Here is a 16,235-nt window from a genome sequence, read left to right as displayed (position 1 = left end):
GATGAAACACAAGGAGGAAAAGAGATGTCACGTGAAATTGTTTTATTTATTGCGGCGAGCTTAGATGGATATATTGCGAAAGAAAATGATGATTTAGAGTGGTTAATGGAAACGGAAGGAGAGGGAGATAACGGTTATACAGAAATGTATGAAACAATTGATACGATAATTATGGGAAAAAGAACGTACGATTATGTAGTAGAGCATATGGAAACATTCCCGTATGTAGATAAAAAATGTTATGTTTTTTCTAACTCACAAAAAGGTTCAAACGAACACGTGGAGTTTGTAAATGAAGATGTAGTGGAGTTTACAAAAAGGTTAAAAGCACAAGAAGGATCTAAAATATGGATGGTCGGTGGAGGGAGTCTCTTAAGAGAGTTCTTTAAGAATAATCTAATTGATGAATATGTTGTTACGATTACACCGCATATATTAGGTTCTGGGGTTCCGTTATTCCAAAATAAGAACCCGGAAATTCATTTAACTTTAACAGATACGAAACGTTTTGGGCAATTTGTGAATTTATATTATAAAGTAAAATGATAAAGAAACACGACTACTGATGGTAGTCGTGTTTTTGTATAGATGGCAATGAAATAATAAAGCAAGATCCGTGATCGACTTCGCTCGTTACAGTAATAGTTCCGCCGTGTAGTTCTACAATTTCTTTCACAATAGATAGTCCTAAACCAGTTCCACCGGTAGCTCGTGATCTTGCTTTATCCACTCGATAAAAGCGTTCGAAAATGTGAGGGAGGTCTTCAGGAGGAATACCTTCGCCTTCATCTTCTATTGTAATGGTGATACGCTTATTTTCTTCTATAACAGAAATGCGGATATGAGAATGTTCTTTTGAATGTCTATAAGCGTTATTTAAAATGTTCACCACAACTTGTTCGAATCGTTGTTCATCTAAATTTACTAGCAGTGTAGGAGGACAAGAGAAAGAAACTGTAATGTATCTTTCTTTATACATGGCGTTTACTTTTTCAGATATGCGAGTAAGGAAGGTGTGTAAATGTACTTCCTTTACTTGAATAGAAAAGTTATGTTGTTCCATTTGTGCAAGTGAAAATAAATCTTGAACTAAGTTTGTAATGTAATCAGATTCGTCTTTTATAATCGATAAATATCGCAAACGTTGCTCAGGAGATGTGGTTTCTTTTAAAGCAATGTCAGCATAACCTCTTACGTATGTTAACGGCGTTCGTAATTCGTGAGCAACACTTGCTAGAAATTCACTTCGCTCTGTTTTCATATAATGTAAATCATTAGCAAGCGTTTGAATAGACGATGCTAGTTCACCAATTTCATCATTTCGAGTAGTCGTTAACGAAACTGATAAATCACCTTTACTCATTTTTTCAGTAGCATGTTTCATGTGTAACAATGGTTTTGTTAACAAACGTGATAATAGAAAGATGGTGATGGCTGTTAATAGAAAAGTAATGATCCCAGCAATAATGAATTGTCTTGTTAGCCCATTCACCATCTTTTCAATAGATTCTGTCCCAAGAAACATGTACACATAGCCTTCATGTTTTCCATCTACTACAATGGGGCTAACTGTACATATATAATTAGATGTTTTCCAATGATTCTCTATAATTGCGCCTTCATGATCTGTCCGTGTTTGCATCTTTTTAATATGCTTTTTTATAGTAGTATTTATTTCGTTGGATTTAGCTAGTACATCCTTATTTGCATTTGTAATAACGACAGTCGTTTCGGCTTCGGATTCCATTAGTGCAACATGGGAGATTGTTTGCTTATCAAAATACTTTTCAAGGACATCCCGATGACTATTTCCGCGCTTTAATAAAGCTGTCATTTCTTCATTTACTCTATTGTTGACAAGGCTATAATAAAGCAAGACAAATAGAACACTTTCAATTAAAAGTGTAACAATTAAAAAATAAAATCCGAGTTGAATAGAAATTCGCTTCATCGTTTTGCTCCTTACTCTAGAGTATCAACCCATCGATACCCGACTCCGTAAACTGTTTTTAAGTGGTGATCAATAGGGAAATTTACTTTTCGTAATTTATCACGCAAATTACGAATATGTGAATCGACTGTTCGATCTTCTGTATTTGTATTTAATCCCCAAATTCGTTCAATGAGCTGATCACGGCTTAATACGTAGTTCACATGACGTAAAAATAATCCGAGTAAAGAGAATTCAATTGGTGTAAGAAGAAGTTCTTCGTTATAGACAGAAACGAAATGCTTTGCCTCATCCCATAAAATGCCGTGATATTGGATTTGCGTCCGTTGATTCGTTCGCCTTAAAACAGCTTCAATTCTCGCGAAAAGCTCTTCTTCATGGAAAGGTTTCGTTACGTAATCATCTGCTCCGATTTTTAATCCTTGGACGACATCTACCGTTTGATCACGAGCTGTTACCATAATGATAGGAACGTTACTAAATGAGCGGATTTTTTTACACGTTTCCCATCCGTCCATCTTTGGCATCATAATATCCAGTAAAATAAATTTAAAGTTTTGATTTTCTATATGTGAAATCGCTTCTTCTCCGGATCGTGCACATATGCAGTTATATCCAATTGGAGTAAGATAAAGCGTTAATAATTCAAGCATTCTCGGTTCATCGTCTACGAGCAGTATATCAATCATAGAGAGCCCTCCATATATAATCTTTACTTAAATTGTAATGCAAAATCATGAAGAAATGGTGCAGATTGTAATGCGTCTGCATAATTTCTTCAGAATTGCTTGTTATTGTAAAAATGAAATTCCATTTTAGGTAATGATATTGGCTCGAAAATGATTTATACGGAGGCGGTATAGTGAAAAAAATGACCCGAGTTTTTGGGATAACAATAATTACAGCAGTTGGTCTTGCGGCATGTGGACAAACAAATACAGATCATAAAAATCATGAATCTAAAGAAGAGAAGAAAACAGAGCAAAAGGAAATGAAAATGAATCAGGAGGTAACTGCACCGAAAGAAATGAACGAAAGTGCATCGAATGATTTATTAACGACAAGTTTAAAAAATGTAACGAGATTAAACACAAACGATCCTTTGCAAATGGCAGTATTAACTTCACAAACGATATGGCCAGCAACGCATAAAGAGAATCAGCCAGGCGCTATTATTTTAGTACCAGTAAACGAGTGGCAATTAGGTACTGCGAGTGCGGATCTTATTCATCATCCGAATAACGGGCCAATTTTATTTATAGAAAAAGAAAAGGTACCCGAAATGACGTTAAAAGAAATAAAACGATTAAATCCGCTCGGAACGAAAGATGGAACACAAATTATGGTGATGGGGGATGTAGGTTCATCTATCCTTGAGCAATTAAAAGAATATAAAGTAAAGCAAATAAAAGAAACAGATCCAGCTACATTTGCAAAAGATGTGGATAAAGAATATGCCGATATAACAGGAAGCTACCCAAATAGTGTTATTATCGGTTCGTCTGAAGAAGAAGGACGTTTATATACAACACCAGCTGTAAACTGGATTTCTCATATGCCAGAACCACTACTCTATACAGAAAAGAATAAAGTGCCAGAAGCGACGATAGAGGCATTAAAGATGAGAAAAGATAAAGCGAATATATATGTATTAGGACCAGAAAAAATCATTTCAAAAGCAGTAGAAAAAGAGTTAAGTAAATACGGGAAAGTAACGCGTATTAGTGGAGAGACTCCAGTAGAAAATTCTATTGCATTTGCGAAATTTAAAGATGAAAGAACAAAATTTGGATGGGGGTTCACAAAACCAGGCCATGGTGTATCATTTGTTTCAAACAAAACACCAGACTTGGCAGTTGCAGGAGCACCATTTTCACATATGGGTAAACATGCACCTGTTATCTTATTAGAGGAAGGAAAAGCTTCACAACCAGTGTATAATTTCCTTGCTACTATTCAACCGAAGTTTAAAGATGACCCAACACTTGGCCCGTACAATCATGGATTCTTATTAGGAAATACTGAAAATATTTCATTTGAAACGCAAGGTATATTGGATGAGAGGCTAGAGATTGTACAAGAAAATGGTCAAGGGCACGGTGGACATTAATGAAATGAGAGAAGACGCTATGAAGGTAGCGTCTTTTTTAGGAAACTTTTACATAGCGAAAAATCCTCTACTCGTTATATAATAGCCTTCGTGCAGTCGGCTAGATTTTCTTATGGGGAAAATCAAATGAGAAAAGAGTAGAGGAGTGGTATTTTGTTTCAAACGATAAAAAATGATTGGTTCTCCAATGTGAAAGGGGATGTGCTATCAGGAATAGTTGTTGCTTTAGCGTTAATCCCTGAAGCAATTGCTTTCTCTGTTATTGCAGGCGTGGATCCGACCGTAGGCTTATACGCAGCCTTTTGTATTGCAGTTACCATTTCATTTGTTGGTGGAAGAACTGGGATGATTTCAGCTGCAACAGGTGCAATGGCATTATTAATGGTAACGCTCGTTAAAGATCATGGTTTGCAATATTTATTTGCTACCACAATATTAACAGGTATTGTCCAAATTATTTTTGGCGTGTTCAAACTGAGCTCATTCATGAAGTTTGTTCCGAAATCTGTTATGAGTGGTTTTTTAAATTCACTTGGGATTTTAGTTTTTACAGCGCAATTGCCGCATTTTAAAAATGCAACTTGGCAAATGTATGCACTTGTCGCATTAGGACTTGTCATTATATATGTATTTCCACGTATTACGACAGCTGTCCCATCGACACTTATTTCCATTATTATTGTGACAAGTATTGCAATTATGAGCGGATTACAGTTAAAAACAGTAGGGGATATGGGAAGCTTGCCGAAAGAATTACCGTTCTTTAGCATGCCTGATGTGCCTTTTACACTTGAGACATTGGGGATTATTTTACCGTACGCAGTTATGCTTGCAATTATCGGTTTACTAGAGTCGTTATTAACAGCTTCGGTTTTAGATGATATGACGCATACGGAAAGTAATAAACATAAAGAAGCACGTGGGCAAGGTATTGCAAACATTGTTGCTGGTTTCTTCGGAGGAATGGCAGGATGTGCAATGATTGGACAATCTGTTATTAATATTAAATCAGGTGGACGCGGTCGTTTATCAACATTTGTAGCGGGCGGATTTTTAATCGTATTACTATTTGTTTTAGGTGACTATGTCGTTCATATTCCGATGGCAGCATTAGTTGCAGTTATGATTATGGTTTCAATCGGAACATTTGATTGGAACTCTGTAACAACGATTCATAAAGTACCGAAAGGGAATGCATTTGTTATGATCGTAACAGTTGTGGTGGTCTTAATTACACATAATTTAGCATTAGGTGTAATTATCGGAACAGTAATTAGTGCAGTTTTATTTGCTTTCAATATGGCAAAGATTCACGTGAAACATTTATATATTGAAAATAAGAAAATATACGAAATTCATGGCCAACTTTTCTTCGCATCTACGGCAGATCTTATCAATAATTTTTCATTTGAGGAAGATGTAAAAGAAATTGAGTTGAATTTTTCTCACGCACACATATGGGATGATTCAGCAGTGGCATCAATTGATAAAGTTATTATGAAGTATGAACAAAGTGGCGTGAAAGTAAGTATAACGGGATTAAATGAACGTAGTGCAAAACTTGTTACTAATTTAGCTACTTATAATAAAAGAATTGCTAGTTAGAAGCCTCCTTTTTAGGGGGCTTTATTATATAATACGAGTAGGATAACGAAAAGGGGATTCAGCATATGTATAAACAAATTATATTAGCATGTGACGGTTCTGAACATGCACTTCGAGCAGCGGAACATGCAACATATATTGCGAAATGTAGCGAAGAAGCAAATGTTGAAGTTGTGTACGTAGTAGATAATAGAACAGCAAAATCAGATATTATACAAGGTCAAACAGATTTAGAAACAATAACGGCTAGTCGAAAAGATAAATTAAAAGAGATTGAAGGTTTATTAAAGAAAGAGAACATTTCTTATAAAATTACGATATTACATGGCGATCCAGGGGATACAATTGTTCAATACGTAAATACAGGAGATATAGATCTTGTTATTGCTGGGAGTAGAGGGCTAAATACACTGCAAGAGATGGTGCTTGGTAGTGTCAGTCATAAAATAGCAAAGCGTGTGAAATGTCCGGTAATGATTATTAAATAAATTAAGTGAGATATTCTGTAGTGTAAGCAGGGCCTTGATATAATTCAAGGTCTTTTTTGACGTATAAAAGGGGAGAGTGTGGACATAATAGATACATAAGTTTTAGAAAATATTAACTTACAAATTTGTAAGTTTGTTGTTAGGAAAATCGATGTTATGACAATTATTCCGTTGGTAAAATAAAAGTATCGAAGGGGAGAGAGGGAGGATGAAAAAGATGAAAGCATTTCAAAATTTATCATATAGTCAAGGTGTCGGTCTTATTTGTTTAGGGGGATTTGCTGCATCTGTTACGTTAGCTGTTGTAATAAAGATGATTCATCAAATCTTTTGATTTTAGAGTGGGGAAGGAATTGGTTGTTATAAATAGTCAGAAAAGGATTGTAAATAAAAAATAGCTCTTAGCAGTAAGTAAATGCTAAGAGCTATTATTATGATTATTTTTCTACTTCTGGCTTCTCACTTGTTACAGTAACGTCTTTCCAATGTGAAGTTATTTGATTCACTTCAGCATTGACATCAAAATCTTTTACGCGCTTATTAACACCTGTTAAATCAAATGTGTAATGAATTGGAATCATCGGTGCTTCGTCATGAATTAATTTTTGCCATTTATCGTATACTTCTTTACGATATTTTTCATCAGTAGCTTTTTCTGATAATCCAGCATCTAATAACTTCGTATTTTCATCATTTACCCAGCGCTGATAGTTAAAACCAGCATTTTTACCCCATAGACCAGAAAGGTCAGGATCAGAACCAGTGTTCCAAGCACCAGAGAAAATATCAACCTTTGGATCATCTTTTTTAATCATTTCACGCATAGCATTAAATTCATGTAAGCGTCCATCAACAAGTTCTACTTTTAAGCCGATATCTTTCCAAGATTGAATATAGAATTTAGCCAGTGGTTCACTTGTTTCACTACCGTTACTAGCTAAGAAGTTAATTTTAAATTCATTACCTTTTGGATCTTCACGGAATCCGTCACCATTTTTATCTTTATAGCCAGCTTCATCTAATAGTTTTTTCGCTTTATCTACATCTAAGTTATATGCGCCAGCATTGTTATTATGGTACTTTGGCATAGATGGTGGAATTGGAGAGTTAGCTGGAACACGAAGTCCGTGATATACTTTTTCTCCTAATTTTTCTCTATCAATTGCATAAGCCATTGCTTGACGTAAACGAACATCTTTGAACTTATCGTTATCCATTACAGCTTCATTCTTTGCTTTGTCCATATGTCCAAATTTAAATCCGATATAAGTGTAAGCAAGCGCAGTTTTTCCTACTAGTTGTGTATTTTTTAATTTACTTACGTTTGGATATTGATCAGCAGTAATTGATGCAATATCAATATCACCTTTTTTCAGAGATGCACTAACAATAGATGGATTTACAACTTTTAATGTTACATTTTTTAGTTTAGGTTTGCCAGCCCAGTAATCATCGAAGCGCTCATACTCAACTGATTCACCAGGAACAATTTTCTTCACTTTAAATGGTCCGAATCCAATTGGATTTTGACGGATCTTATCAGATTCAGCCAGTTTTTCAATTGGTACATCACCTAAATATTTTTTAGGTGTAGGATATGTCCAAATACCTGTTTTCAATGAAGGGTTTACTTCTTTATAAGTAATCGAAATTGTTTTTGGGTCGACTACTTTAATACCAGAGATTTTGTCAGCTTTTCCAGCGTGATATTCTTCCATACCTTCAATCATTTGCATTTGTGTATCGTAACGGATACCTGTATATTTACTATTACCAATGATTAAGTAAGAATATTCTAAATCCTCAGCGGTTACAGGGTTACCATCGTGCCATTTTACATTATCTTTAATCTTAATAGTAATTGTTTTTTTATCTTCAGAAATTGTATACGTTGCAGCACCGTCATTTGTGATTTCCCAGTTTTTATCTGAAGCTAATAAACCTTCATCAAAGAAATCCATAATTTCTGAATCTGGAGCAACCTCATACAATACTCTACTTAAAACACCAGCGAAAGGTGAATTTGAAACGAGTCCATAAGTTAATGATCCGTCTTTAATTTCTTTACCATCATTTTTTACAGCAGCACTAAATTTATTTGTTTCTACTTTTTTCGTATTTGTTTTTTTGCTACCGCTATCAGCACCCCCACATGCAGATAGTAATAATGTTGAAGCAGCAAGTGTACTTAATACTTTGTATAGTTTTGGTTTTTTCATAACTTCTCCACCCCTTATCCTTTTCTTTGTCTCGCATCAGCCGCACGTTTTAACGCTTGACCAATAAAATTTATACACAGCATCAACACTAAAATCATGATTGATGCGGGTAACCAAATCCACCATTTTTCTTGCAATACATCTGGGTTTGTTGCGTAACTTACAAGTGTACCAAGACTCGGTGTGCTTTCTGGTAGACCGAAGCCTAAGTAAGTCAAACTAGATTCAATGCCGATGTTACCAGCAAGATTTAATGTAATATTTACGATAATAATAGAGCTCAAATTAGGTAATATTTGCTGGAAGATAATCTTCCAATTTGGTGTTCCTAACGTTTTTGATGCAGATACGTAATCAAGTTCTTTCTCCGTTAATACTTTAGAGCGTATAAGCCTTGCTTTTCCGACCCATAAGAAAGCAGTCATTATGAGAATAAATGTAGTAATATTGAAAGTTGGAACGAGTGAGATAAATACGATAACAATCATTAAGAATGGTAAAATCATCATAAAATCGATAAAACGCATGATGATGTTATCGACAACTCCTCCAAAATAGCCAGCAATTAGTCCCATCGTAAGACCGATAAGAGTTGATAAAAGAGTAATGGCTAAACCAACTGTAAAGGAATTACGTGTACCAATAATTAATTGTCCGAAAATATCACGGCCTCCATAATCAGTTCCTAGCCAATGTTCAGCGGAAGGAGGATCATAAATGGCGAACAGATCAACTCGAACGATATCTTCTTGTTTCATAATAAATGAAGTTGCGTAAACGGCTATTAATATTAAAGCTAAAAAGAATAGGGAAAACATTGCTAGTTTATCTTTACGAAATTCGCGCCACATAATGGAGAAACCAGAAGGGCTCTTTTCGTAATGAATGACTTCAGTTTGTTTTTCAGGATTTGCTAACATAACGTTTCTTCACCTCCATTAATCAATACGAATACGTGGATCAACGATGCTTAGAATAATATCGGAAAGAAGAGTCCCGAGTAGCGTTGCGAATCCAGTAAATAATACAAGAGCAGTTACGACACTGAAATCACGTTGAGTGATAGATTGGAAAAATAGTTGTCCAATTCCTGGGTAGCCGAAAATATTTTCTAGAATAATAGAGCCACCAACTAAACCTGTAATTTCATATCCTAAAAATGCTGCAATTGGTAAAAATGAATTTCGTAAAATATGTCTGGAATATACTTTAGATTCTGGTACACCTTTTGCTTTTACTGTGCGTACAAAATCTTTATGTTTCGTATCAATAATTTCACTTCGTAAATATTGTACAGTTCCTACAGTGCCAATTAATGCCCCAGATAAAGCTGGTAAAATCATATGATTTAATTTACTTAAATAGTAATCAAATGATCCGGCTGCCACTTGTGGATCAACGCTACCACTTGTAGGGAAGATCGGGTATAAAAAGCCGAATAAGAATAACATTACTAATCCGAAAATAAATAGGGGTGTACCAAATCCTAAAAAGTTATAGAGTGTAATGAGTCGATCAGCCCACGTATCATTCCAACGCCCACTTATAACGCCAAGTGGAATGGCGATTAAATAAGTAAGAATAAGAATTAGAAGAGCTAACAGCACTGTATTACCAAGGCGTTCCCCAATAATATCTGTTACTTGTATTTTATGTGCGTAAGAAATGCCGAAATCCCCTTGTACGGCATTTGAAATCCACCTTACATATTGTGTGGGAATAGGATCATTTAACCCAAGTTTCTCACGTTGTTCTTCAATTACTTTTGGATCTGCTTTTGGATTTGCTAGTTCAGCGCCACTTAATGCATCACCTGGCATTGCTTTAGCAAGTGTAAAGACGAGTACGCTTAATATGAATAATTGTGGTATCATAACTAAAATCCGGCGTAATATAAATTTCCACATGTTTTATCACTCCCTTATGGTAATGCCACCCGGTGAGTTGGCGAGATTGGTTTTAAATCGTAAGCACGTCCATTTTCATTGAAATAATTTTCATATGATTTTTCGTACTCAGCGCTTACTTCACGACGCAATTTACGCTGTTGTTCACGGTTTTCTGGACGAATATCAGGAATAGCTGATATTAGGCGCTTCGTATAGATGTGCTGTGGATTGTTATAAATTTCATCACTAGTTGCTTCTTCCACAATGCGTCCGCGATACATAACACCAATACGGTCACACATATGGCGAATTACACCTAAATCATGACTAATAAATAAGTATGTTAGTCCGAGTTCAGATTGTAAATCTTGTAAGAAGTTTAAAACTTGCGCTTGTACTGACACGTCAAGTGCAGATACAGGTTCATCTGCGATAATAAGCTTCGGTTTTAGTGTAAGTGCGCGTGCAATACCAATCCGCTGTCTTTGTCCACCGGAAAATTCATGTGGGTATTTATAAATAGACTCTGGATTTAAGCCAACTTTATCAAGATAATCTTGAACAGCTCTACGCTCTTCATCAGGTGAGAGTTTCTCAAAATTCCGAAGTGGTTCAGCGATAATATCCATAACACGTTTCTTCGGGTTTAAGGATGAATAAGGATCTTGAAAAATCATCTGAATATCTTTTCGTTGTTCTCTTAGTTCTGAGCGACTTAATTTTGTTAAATCTCTATTATTAAAATGAATGCTACCGCCTGTTGCTTTTGTTAAGTGCATAATTGCTTTTCCAGTTGTTGATTTGCCGCTCCCAGATTCCCCAACGATTCCGTACGTTTCGCCAGGTTGTAGTTCGAAGCTTACGCCATCAACAGCACGAACGTAATCTAATGTACGACCGAAAACACCACCTTTAATTGGAAAGTGTACTTTTAAATCTTCTACTTTAAGCAGTGCCATGAGTTACGTCATCTCCTTTCTTATCTTGGAAGTTAAAATGTTTGTAGCAAGTACAACGCACCCAGTGGTCTGGTTTTACTTCATGCAAAATTGGATTTTCCTCGTGTTGATCAGGCCTAATCCATGGAATTCGAGCTTGGAAGCGGCAACCTGTGCGAGGCATCTTCGCTAACGAAGGAACCACTCCTTGAATTACATGCAATTTTTCTTTTTCAGCATACGCAGATGGAATGGAGTTTAATAGAGAACGAGTATATGGGTGAAGAGGGTTATTAAAAATTTCTTCAACTTTTCCTGTTTCTACAACTTGTCCAGCGTACATAACGACGATACGATCGGCTGTCTCTGCGACAACACTTAAATCGTGAGTAATTAAAATAATGCCCATTTTCGTTTGTTCTTGAATAGATTTTAGTAAGTCTAAAATTTGTGCTTGGATGGTTACGTCAAGAGCCGTTGTTGGCTCATCTGCAATAATAAGTGCTGGGTTACAAGCAATTGCAATTGCGATAACAATTCTTTGTCTCATTCCGCCAGATAATTCGTGTGGGTATTGTTTATATGTAAGTTCTGGTTTTGGAATACCAACTTGATGAAGTAGTTCTAAGGTGCGTTCTTTCTTTTCTAATTTCGAAAGATTTGTGTGGTAGTCTAAGTTTTCTTCTATTTGTTTTCCAACTGTCATAAGAGGATCGAGTGCTGTAAGAGGTTCTTGGAAAATCATACCGATGTTTGATCCGCGTACTTTATTTATTTCTGCGGCTGACATCGTTAGTAAGTCCTTATCTCTATAGTTAAGCTGCCCTTGTAATTTTGTATTTGCTTCATTATGCAGTCGCATAATGGAAAGGGCAAGTGCACTTTTTCCGCAACCTGATTCACCAACTATCGCGACAATTTCATTTTCATGGACAGTTAACGAAACATCATCAACTGCGGCATGATATTGATCTTGTATGCGAAAGGAAGTCTGTAAGTTTTCAATGCGAAGAAGTGGATTCTTCATGGCTATCCCTCCATCTTTCTGAAAAGACTAAATATTTTGTATGTTGTTGTTATTTTAATATAAATTGACAATGTTTGACAAGAGAAAGTTGAGAAAATATTCAAAAATCTTTTTATATAAAAATTGAATACAGTTGTAGTAGTGGTTGAAGTGTTTTGGAAACGCTAACATATATGTGAGAGGGAAATAAATCTTTTGTAAGAAAAGAGTATTATATGTAGAAAAAAGAGAGGTGTTCTGGAAAGAACAGTCTCTCTTTTTTTGATAAGAATAATATTAGTACTTAAGCTTGTTTTTGTTTTACAGATCCTGTCTTTAAAGTAAGAGCAAGGAAGAACATTGCAAGTACACAAGATGCAAGTAATAAGATGAATCCGCCATCCCATCCAAATGCATCGACGATAAAGCCCATAGCGGCACTAGCGAAAGCTGCTCCGCCTAAGTAACCGAAGAAGCCAGTTAAGCCCGCTGCAGTTCCAGCCGCTTTCTTTGGTGCTAAGTCAAGAGCGTGTAGACCAATTAACATAACAGGTCCGTAAATTAAAAATCCAATTGCAACAAGTGCGATACTATCAACCATTGGATTACCAGGAGGGTTTAGCCAGTACACAAGAACGGCGATAAATACACCAACCATAAATAAAATACCAGCAGGTGCGCGGCGTCCTTTAAATAGTTTATCACTCATCCAGCCACAAAGAAGTGTACCTGGAATACCAGCCCATTCATATAGAGCATAGGCTGTACGTGAACTACTATGAGTAAAGCTTTTTTCTTCTACTAAATAAGTAGGAGCCCAGTCTACAACACCGTAACGTACGAAATAAACAAAAACGTTTGCAATAGCGATGTACCATAAAAATTTATTGTTTAATACGTATTTAAATAAAATTTCTTTTACCGAAAGTTCGCGTTCGCGATCTTGTACTTTTTCATCTGGTGGATATTCTCCAGTATGTTCTTCAATAGAAGGTAATCCGCAAGATTGAGGTGTATCTCTCATCGTAATTAATACATAAATACCAACTAAAATTGAAAGAATACCTGGGAAGTAAAAAATACTTTTCCAGTCATTTGCAAAGAAATATAACCCTAATGTTACAAGGGAAGGCATAAGTGCGCCACCGACATTATGAGCGACGTTCCAAATAGACATTTTTGTACCGCGTTCACTAATAGAGAACCAGTGAACCATTGTACGACCACAAGGAGGCCATCCCATCCCTTGTACCCATCCATTTAAAAACTGAAGTACAAACATAAGTATAATGCTCGTTGTAATGAAAGAAAATGAGCCGAAAATAATATTAATGATACCTGATAAAAATAGTCCAGCTGCTAAAAAGTAGCGAGGATTACAACGATCGGATACGATACCCATAAGAAATTTACTTAATCCGTAAGCTATAGAAACTGCTGAAAGGATAACCCCAAGCTCCCCTTTACTAAAGCCTTGTTCAATTAAGTATGGCATTGCTAGTGAAAAGTTTTTTCGAACAAAGTAGTAACCTGCATAGCCGATGAAGATACCTAAAAATACTTGTAAACGTAATTTACGGTATTCACTATCAACGCGATCAGCTGGTAAGCGTTCCGCGTGGGGCGCAGGTTTAAAGAATTGTGTGAAAAACATAAAATGAAAATCCTCCCCAAATTAATTCGAAGTGTCGTAAGTCAGAGAGAATATAAAAAGGCCATGAAATATAAAAAAGTTTCCTTTTTTATGATTCATAGCCGTGTACTCCGATTCTCCGTGACTGTCAATATTAACTTCGTCGAAAATTATACAACTTTGTGACAAAAATGTAAACGTTTTTACGGATAAAAAGTATTGACGGATTTTGTTCGTCGGATTAATATTTAAATACGTTAAATATTTTATTGTTTAAATAAGAGGTGGATAACATGCCAAATGATATGACGCATATCGATAAAATTCAAGCTCTTGCCTTTTCGATTGGAAAGAAAATGCAGACAGAGTTATTAGAACAAATGCAAGCAACAGGACTTACACCACCGCAGTTTTATATTTTAAAGATTTTAGATCATTATGGAGCTTCAAGAGCGACAAAATTAGCAAAAAAGATGTATGTAAAGCCTAGTGCAATTACAGTGATGATCGATCGCTTAATTGACCAAGAGCTTGTAGAGCGTTATCACGACAAAGAGGACCGTCGTGTTGTCGTCATTGAGTTAACCAAAAAGGGGAAAGCTAGAGTAGAAGAGGCAATGACCGCTCGTAATGAGCACATTGCAAAATATTTCTCACATTTAGAATTACAAGAAAGAGAAGATTTGTTACGCCTCTTTGAGAAGTTAGAAACAATTATTTGCGGGACACAAGAGAAAAAAGAGAATAACTAAGAGGAATTGAGGAGATTACATGGAGCAACAAGAAAATATAAATAGAAAGTTGTTGTTAATCGGTTTAATCATTGCGATGCTATTTGCTGCCTTAGATGGAACAATCGTTGGTACAGCAATGCCACGTATCGTTGGTGAACTAGGTGGATTAAGCTTAATGACGTGGTTAACAACAGCTTATATGTTAACATCAACGACAGTTGTACCAATCGCAGGTAAATTAGCGGATTTACTTGGCCGTCGTAACGTATATATAACAGGGCTAGTTATCTTTATGGTTGGCTCAGCATTATGTGGTATGGCAAATGGTATGACAGAATTAATTATTTTCCGTGGTATTCAAGGTCTTGGCGGCGGTATTATGATGCCGATGGCTATGATTATTATTGGAGATATGTTCACGGGGAAAGAACGTGCGAAATGGCAAGGTATTTTTGGTGCGTTATACGGTCTTGCTTCTGTAATTGGACCACAAGTGGGTGGTTGGATTGTAGATGCAGTGAACTGGAGATGGGTATTCTACATTAACTTGCCAGTTGGTATTTTAGCAACAATCTTTATTGCAATGGGATTAAAATCACATAAACAAACAGGACCAATTAAAATTGATATCGCTGGGATCTTTACGATGATTCTCGGTGTTGTAAGTTTATTACTTGCATTAACGTTTGGTGGAAAAGATTACGCATGGGATTCTTGGCAAATTATCGGGTTATTTGCATTAGCTCTAATTGGTATAGTTAGCTTTGTTATCGTTGAAACGAAAGCAGAAGAACCCATTTTACCGATGCATTTCTTTAAAAATCGTACATTTACATTACTAAATGCGATTGGATTCTTTATGAGTATTGGAATGTTCGGTGCGATTATGTTCGTCCCATTCTTTATGCAAGGAATTGTAGGAGTAAGTGCTGCTGAATCAGGTACAATTATGACGCCAATGATGATTACAATGATTGTGATGAGTATTATTGGCGGGCAACTTGTATTAAAAGTTGGTGTAAAACCACAAATTATTACAGGAATGCTTATAATGGCTGGAGGATTCTGGTTATTAACAACGATGGATATGCACACAACTAAATTGACTGCTACTTCTTATATGATGGTTATCGGTTTAGGAATGGGTCTTGTAATGCCGACATTAACATTAGCGTTACAAGAAAGCTTCCCGAAAAAAGATCTTGGTGTCGTAACATCATCAAGTCAGTTCTTCCGTCAAATCGGCGGAACATTTGGTATTACAATTTTAGGATCAATCATGAATAACACTTCAGGTACAACGTTAACAAAAAATTTAGTACCTGTATTAGATACATTCCCAAAAGAAGCGGGACAAATGGTAACGAAATTTAAAGATATGATTCATACAGATCCGCAAGGCTTATATTCAATGTTATTTAGTCCAGAGGCATTAAAACAAATGCCAGAAGCATTCGCTAATAGCATTGTACCAATTTTGAAAAACTCTTTAGTAGACTCACTTCATACTGTATTCTTAACAGGATTAGTATTTATCGTAGTAGGCGCTATCTTTACGATTTTCTTACAGAAGATTAAACTGTCAGATCGTAAAAAGGATGCTGAAGAGCCAGCTACAGAGGAAAAAGAACAAACTGTATCCTATTCGTAATGAAAAAGCAT

At 35.9% G+C, this 16,235-nt stretch carries 15 protein-coding genes; 7 read left to right on the top strand and 8 right to left on the bottom strand.

Annotated features, from left to right (window positions below):
* Positions 1–24: 24 nt before the first annotated feature.
* Positions 25–546, top strand: a complete 522-nt coding sequence (locus tag FH036_RS19715; protein WP_139896146.1) for a dihydrofolate reductase family protein — start codon at positions 25–27, stop codon at positions 544–546.
* Between the two features lie 13 nt (positions 547–559).
* Here the strand turns inward: FH036_RS19715 and FH036_RS19710 are convergent, their stop codons facing one another.
* Entirely contained in the window at positions 560–1,951 is a 1,392-nt protein-coding gene (locus FH036_RS19710; RefSeq protein WP_139896145.1) for a sensor histidine kinase, read from the bottom strand.
* 11 nt (positions 1,952–1,962) lie between these two features.
* The gene (locus tag FH036_RS19705; RefSeq protein WP_139896144.1) at positions 1,963–2,640 is read right to left on the bottom strand and encodes a response regulator transcription factor; all 678 of its coding nucleotides are present in this window, start codon (positions 2,638–2,640) and stop codon (positions 1,963–1,965) included.
* Positions 2,641–2,813: 173 nt separating this feature from the next.
* Here FH036_RS19705 and FH036_RS19700 point away from each other — a divergent pair, with 173 nt between their 5' ends.
* The 4 genes from FH036_RS19700 to FH036_RS19685 all read left to right on the top strand — a co-directional run bounded on the left by FH036_RS19700 (position 2,814) and on the right by FH036_RS19685 (position 6,488).
* Positions 2,814–4,061, top strand: a complete 1,248-nt coding sequence (locus FH036_RS19700; RefSeq protein WP_044791353.1) for a cell wall-binding repeat-containing protein — start codon at positions 2,814–2,816, stop codon at positions 4,059–4,061.
* A 153-nt stretch (positions 4,062–4,214) separates the two neighbouring features.
* Positions 4,215–5,666: a SulP family inorganic anion transporter gene (locus tag FH036_RS19695; RefSeq protein ID WP_044791352.1), complete on the top strand. Its 1,452-nt coding sequence runs from the start codon at positions 4,215–4,217 to the stop codon at positions 5,664–5,666.
* A gap of 65 nt (positions 5,667–5,731) precedes the next feature.
* On the top strand, positions 5,732–6,154 hold the full coding sequence (locus tag FH036_RS19690) for a universal stress protein (RefSeq protein ID WP_000277994.1): 423 nt from the start codon (positions 5,732–5,734) through the stop codon (positions 6,152–6,154).
* Between the two features lie 208 nt (positions 6,155–6,362).
* A complete protein-coding gene (locus tag FH036_RS19685; protein WP_000738295.1) occupies positions 6,363–6,488 on the top strand; it encodes a DUF4027 family protein in 126 nt (41 codons plus the stop codon).
* Positions 6,489–6,591: 103 nt separating this feature from the next.
* Here FH036_RS19685 and opp4A read toward each other — a convergent pair whose 3' ends face one another.
* The 6 genes from opp4A to glpT all read right to left on the bottom strand — a co-directional run bounded on the left by opp4A (position 6,592) and on the right by glpT (position 13,860).
* Positions 6,592–8,373, bottom strand: coding sequence for an oligopeptide ABC transporter substrate-binding protein (gene opp4A / locus FH036_RS19680; protein WP_000743075.1), 1,782 nt, complete (start codon positions 8,371–8,373; stop codon positions 6,592–6,594).
* Between the two features lie 14 nt (positions 8,374–8,387).
* Complete coding sequence (locus tag FH036_RS19675; RefSeq protein ID WP_000880731.1) at positions 8,388–9,293, bottom strand: ABC transporter permease; 906 nt, start codon at positions 9,291–9,293, stop codon at positions 8,388–8,390.
* Positions 9,294–9,311: 18 nt separating this feature from the next.
* Positions 9,312–10,280, bottom strand: coding sequence for an oligopeptide ABC transporter permease (gene opp4B / locus FH036_RS19670; protein ID WP_000265441.1), 969 nt, complete (start codon positions 10,278–10,280; stop codon positions 9,312–9,314).
* Between the two features lie 14 nt (positions 10,281–10,294).
* The gene (locus FH036_RS19665) at positions 10,295–11,221 is read right to left on the bottom strand and encodes an ABC transporter ATP-binding protein (protein ID WP_139896143.1); all 927 of its coding nucleotides are present in this window, start codon (positions 11,219–11,221) and stop codon (positions 10,295–10,297) included.
* On the bottom strand, positions 11,208–12,227 hold the full coding sequence (locus tag FH036_RS19660; protein ID WP_000795370.1) for an ABC transporter ATP-binding protein: 1,020 nt from the start codon (positions 12,225–12,227) through the stop codon (positions 11,208–11,210). The genes FH036_RS19665 and FH036_RS19660 overlap by 14 nt, the downstream gene beginning before the upstream one ends.
* 283 nt (positions 12,228–12,510) lie before the next feature.
* Entirely contained in the window at positions 12,511–13,860 is a 1,350-nt protein-coding gene (gene glpT, locus FH036_RS19655; protein WP_000466369.1) for a glycerol-3-phosphate transporter, read from the bottom strand.
* A gap of 272 nt (positions 13,861–14,132) precedes the next feature.
* Between glpT and FH036_RS19650 the strand changes: the two genes are divergently transcribed.
* On the top strand, positions 14,133–14,591 hold the full coding sequence (locus FH036_RS19650) for a MarR family winged helix-turn-helix transcriptional regulator (RefSeq protein WP_001132364.1): 459 nt from the start codon (positions 14,133–14,135) through the stop codon (positions 14,589–14,591).
* Positions 14,592–14,610: 19 nt separating this feature from the next.
* Positions 14,611–16,224: an MDR family MFS transporter gene (locus tag FH036_RS19645; RefSeq protein ID WP_000437635.1), complete on the top strand. Its 1,614-nt coding sequence runs from the start codon at positions 14,611–14,613 to the stop codon at positions 16,222–16,224.
* The last annotated feature ends 11 nt before the right edge of the window (positions 16,225–16,235 follow it).

It is taken from the genome of Bacillus sp. CD3-5 (assembly GCF_006349665.1).
Classification (GTDB): domain Bacteria; phylum Bacillota; class Bacilli; order Bacillales; family Bacillaceae_G; genus Bacillus_A; species Bacillus_A paranthracis.
This window is presented reverse-complemented; position numbering and strand designations above follow the sequence as displayed.

What these genes read in the sequence shown, in the direction of transcription:
- opp4A (WP_000743075.1), bottom strand. Translation starts at nt 8,373, where the DNA reads ATGAAAAAACCAAAACTATACAAAGTATTAAGTACACTTGCTGCTTCA.
- FH036_RS19705 (WP_139896144.1), bottom strand. Translation starts at nt 2,640, where the DNA reads ATGATTGATATACTGCTCGTAGACGATGAACCGAGAATGCTTGAATTA.
- FH036_RS19685 (WP_000738295.1), top strand. Translation starts at nt 6,363, where the DNA reads ATGAAAAAGATGAAAGCATTTCAAAATTTATCATATAGTCAAGGTGTC.
- FH036_RS19650 (WP_001132364.1), top strand. Translation starts at nt 14,133, where the DNA reads ATGCCAAATGATATGACGCATATCGATAAAATTCAAGCTCTTGCCTTT.
- FH036_RS19710 (WP_139896145.1), bottom strand. Translation starts at nt 1,951, where the DNA reads ATGAAGCGAATTTCTATTCAACTCGGATTTTATTTTTTAATTGTTACA.
- FH036_RS19660 (WP_000795370.1), bottom strand. Translation starts at nt 12,227, where the DNA reads ATGAAGAATCCACTTCTTCGCATTGAAAACTTACAGACTTCCTTTCGC.
- FH036_RS19690 (WP_000277994.1), top strand. Translation starts at nt 5,732, where the DNA reads ATGTATAAACAAATTATATTAGCATGTGACGGTTCTGAACATGCACTT.
- FH036_RS19665 (WP_139896143.1), bottom strand. Translation starts at nt 11,221, where the DNA reads ATGGCACTGCTTAAAGTAGAAGATTTAAAAGTACACTTTCCAATTAAA.
- glpT (WP_000466369.1), bottom strand. Translation starts at nt 13,860, where the DNA reads ATGTTTTTCACACAATTCTTTAAACCTGCGCCCCACGCGGAACGCTTA.
- FH036_RS19645 (WP_000437635.1), top strand. Translation starts at nt 14,611, where the DNA reads ATGGAGCAACAAGAAAATATAAATAGAAAGTTGTTGTTAATCGGTTTA.
- opp4B (WP_000265441.1), bottom strand. Translation starts at nt 10,280, where the DNA reads ATGTGGAAATTTATATTACGCCGGATTTTAGTTATGATACCACAATTA.
- FH036_RS19675 (WP_000880731.1), bottom strand. Translation starts at nt 9,293, where the DNA reads ATGTTAGCAAATCCTGAAAAACAAACTGAAGTCATTCATTACGAAAAG.
- FH036_RS19715 (WP_139896146.1), top strand. Translation starts at nt 25, where the DNA reads ATGTCACGTGAAATTGTTTTATTTATTGCGGCGAGCTTAGATGGATAT.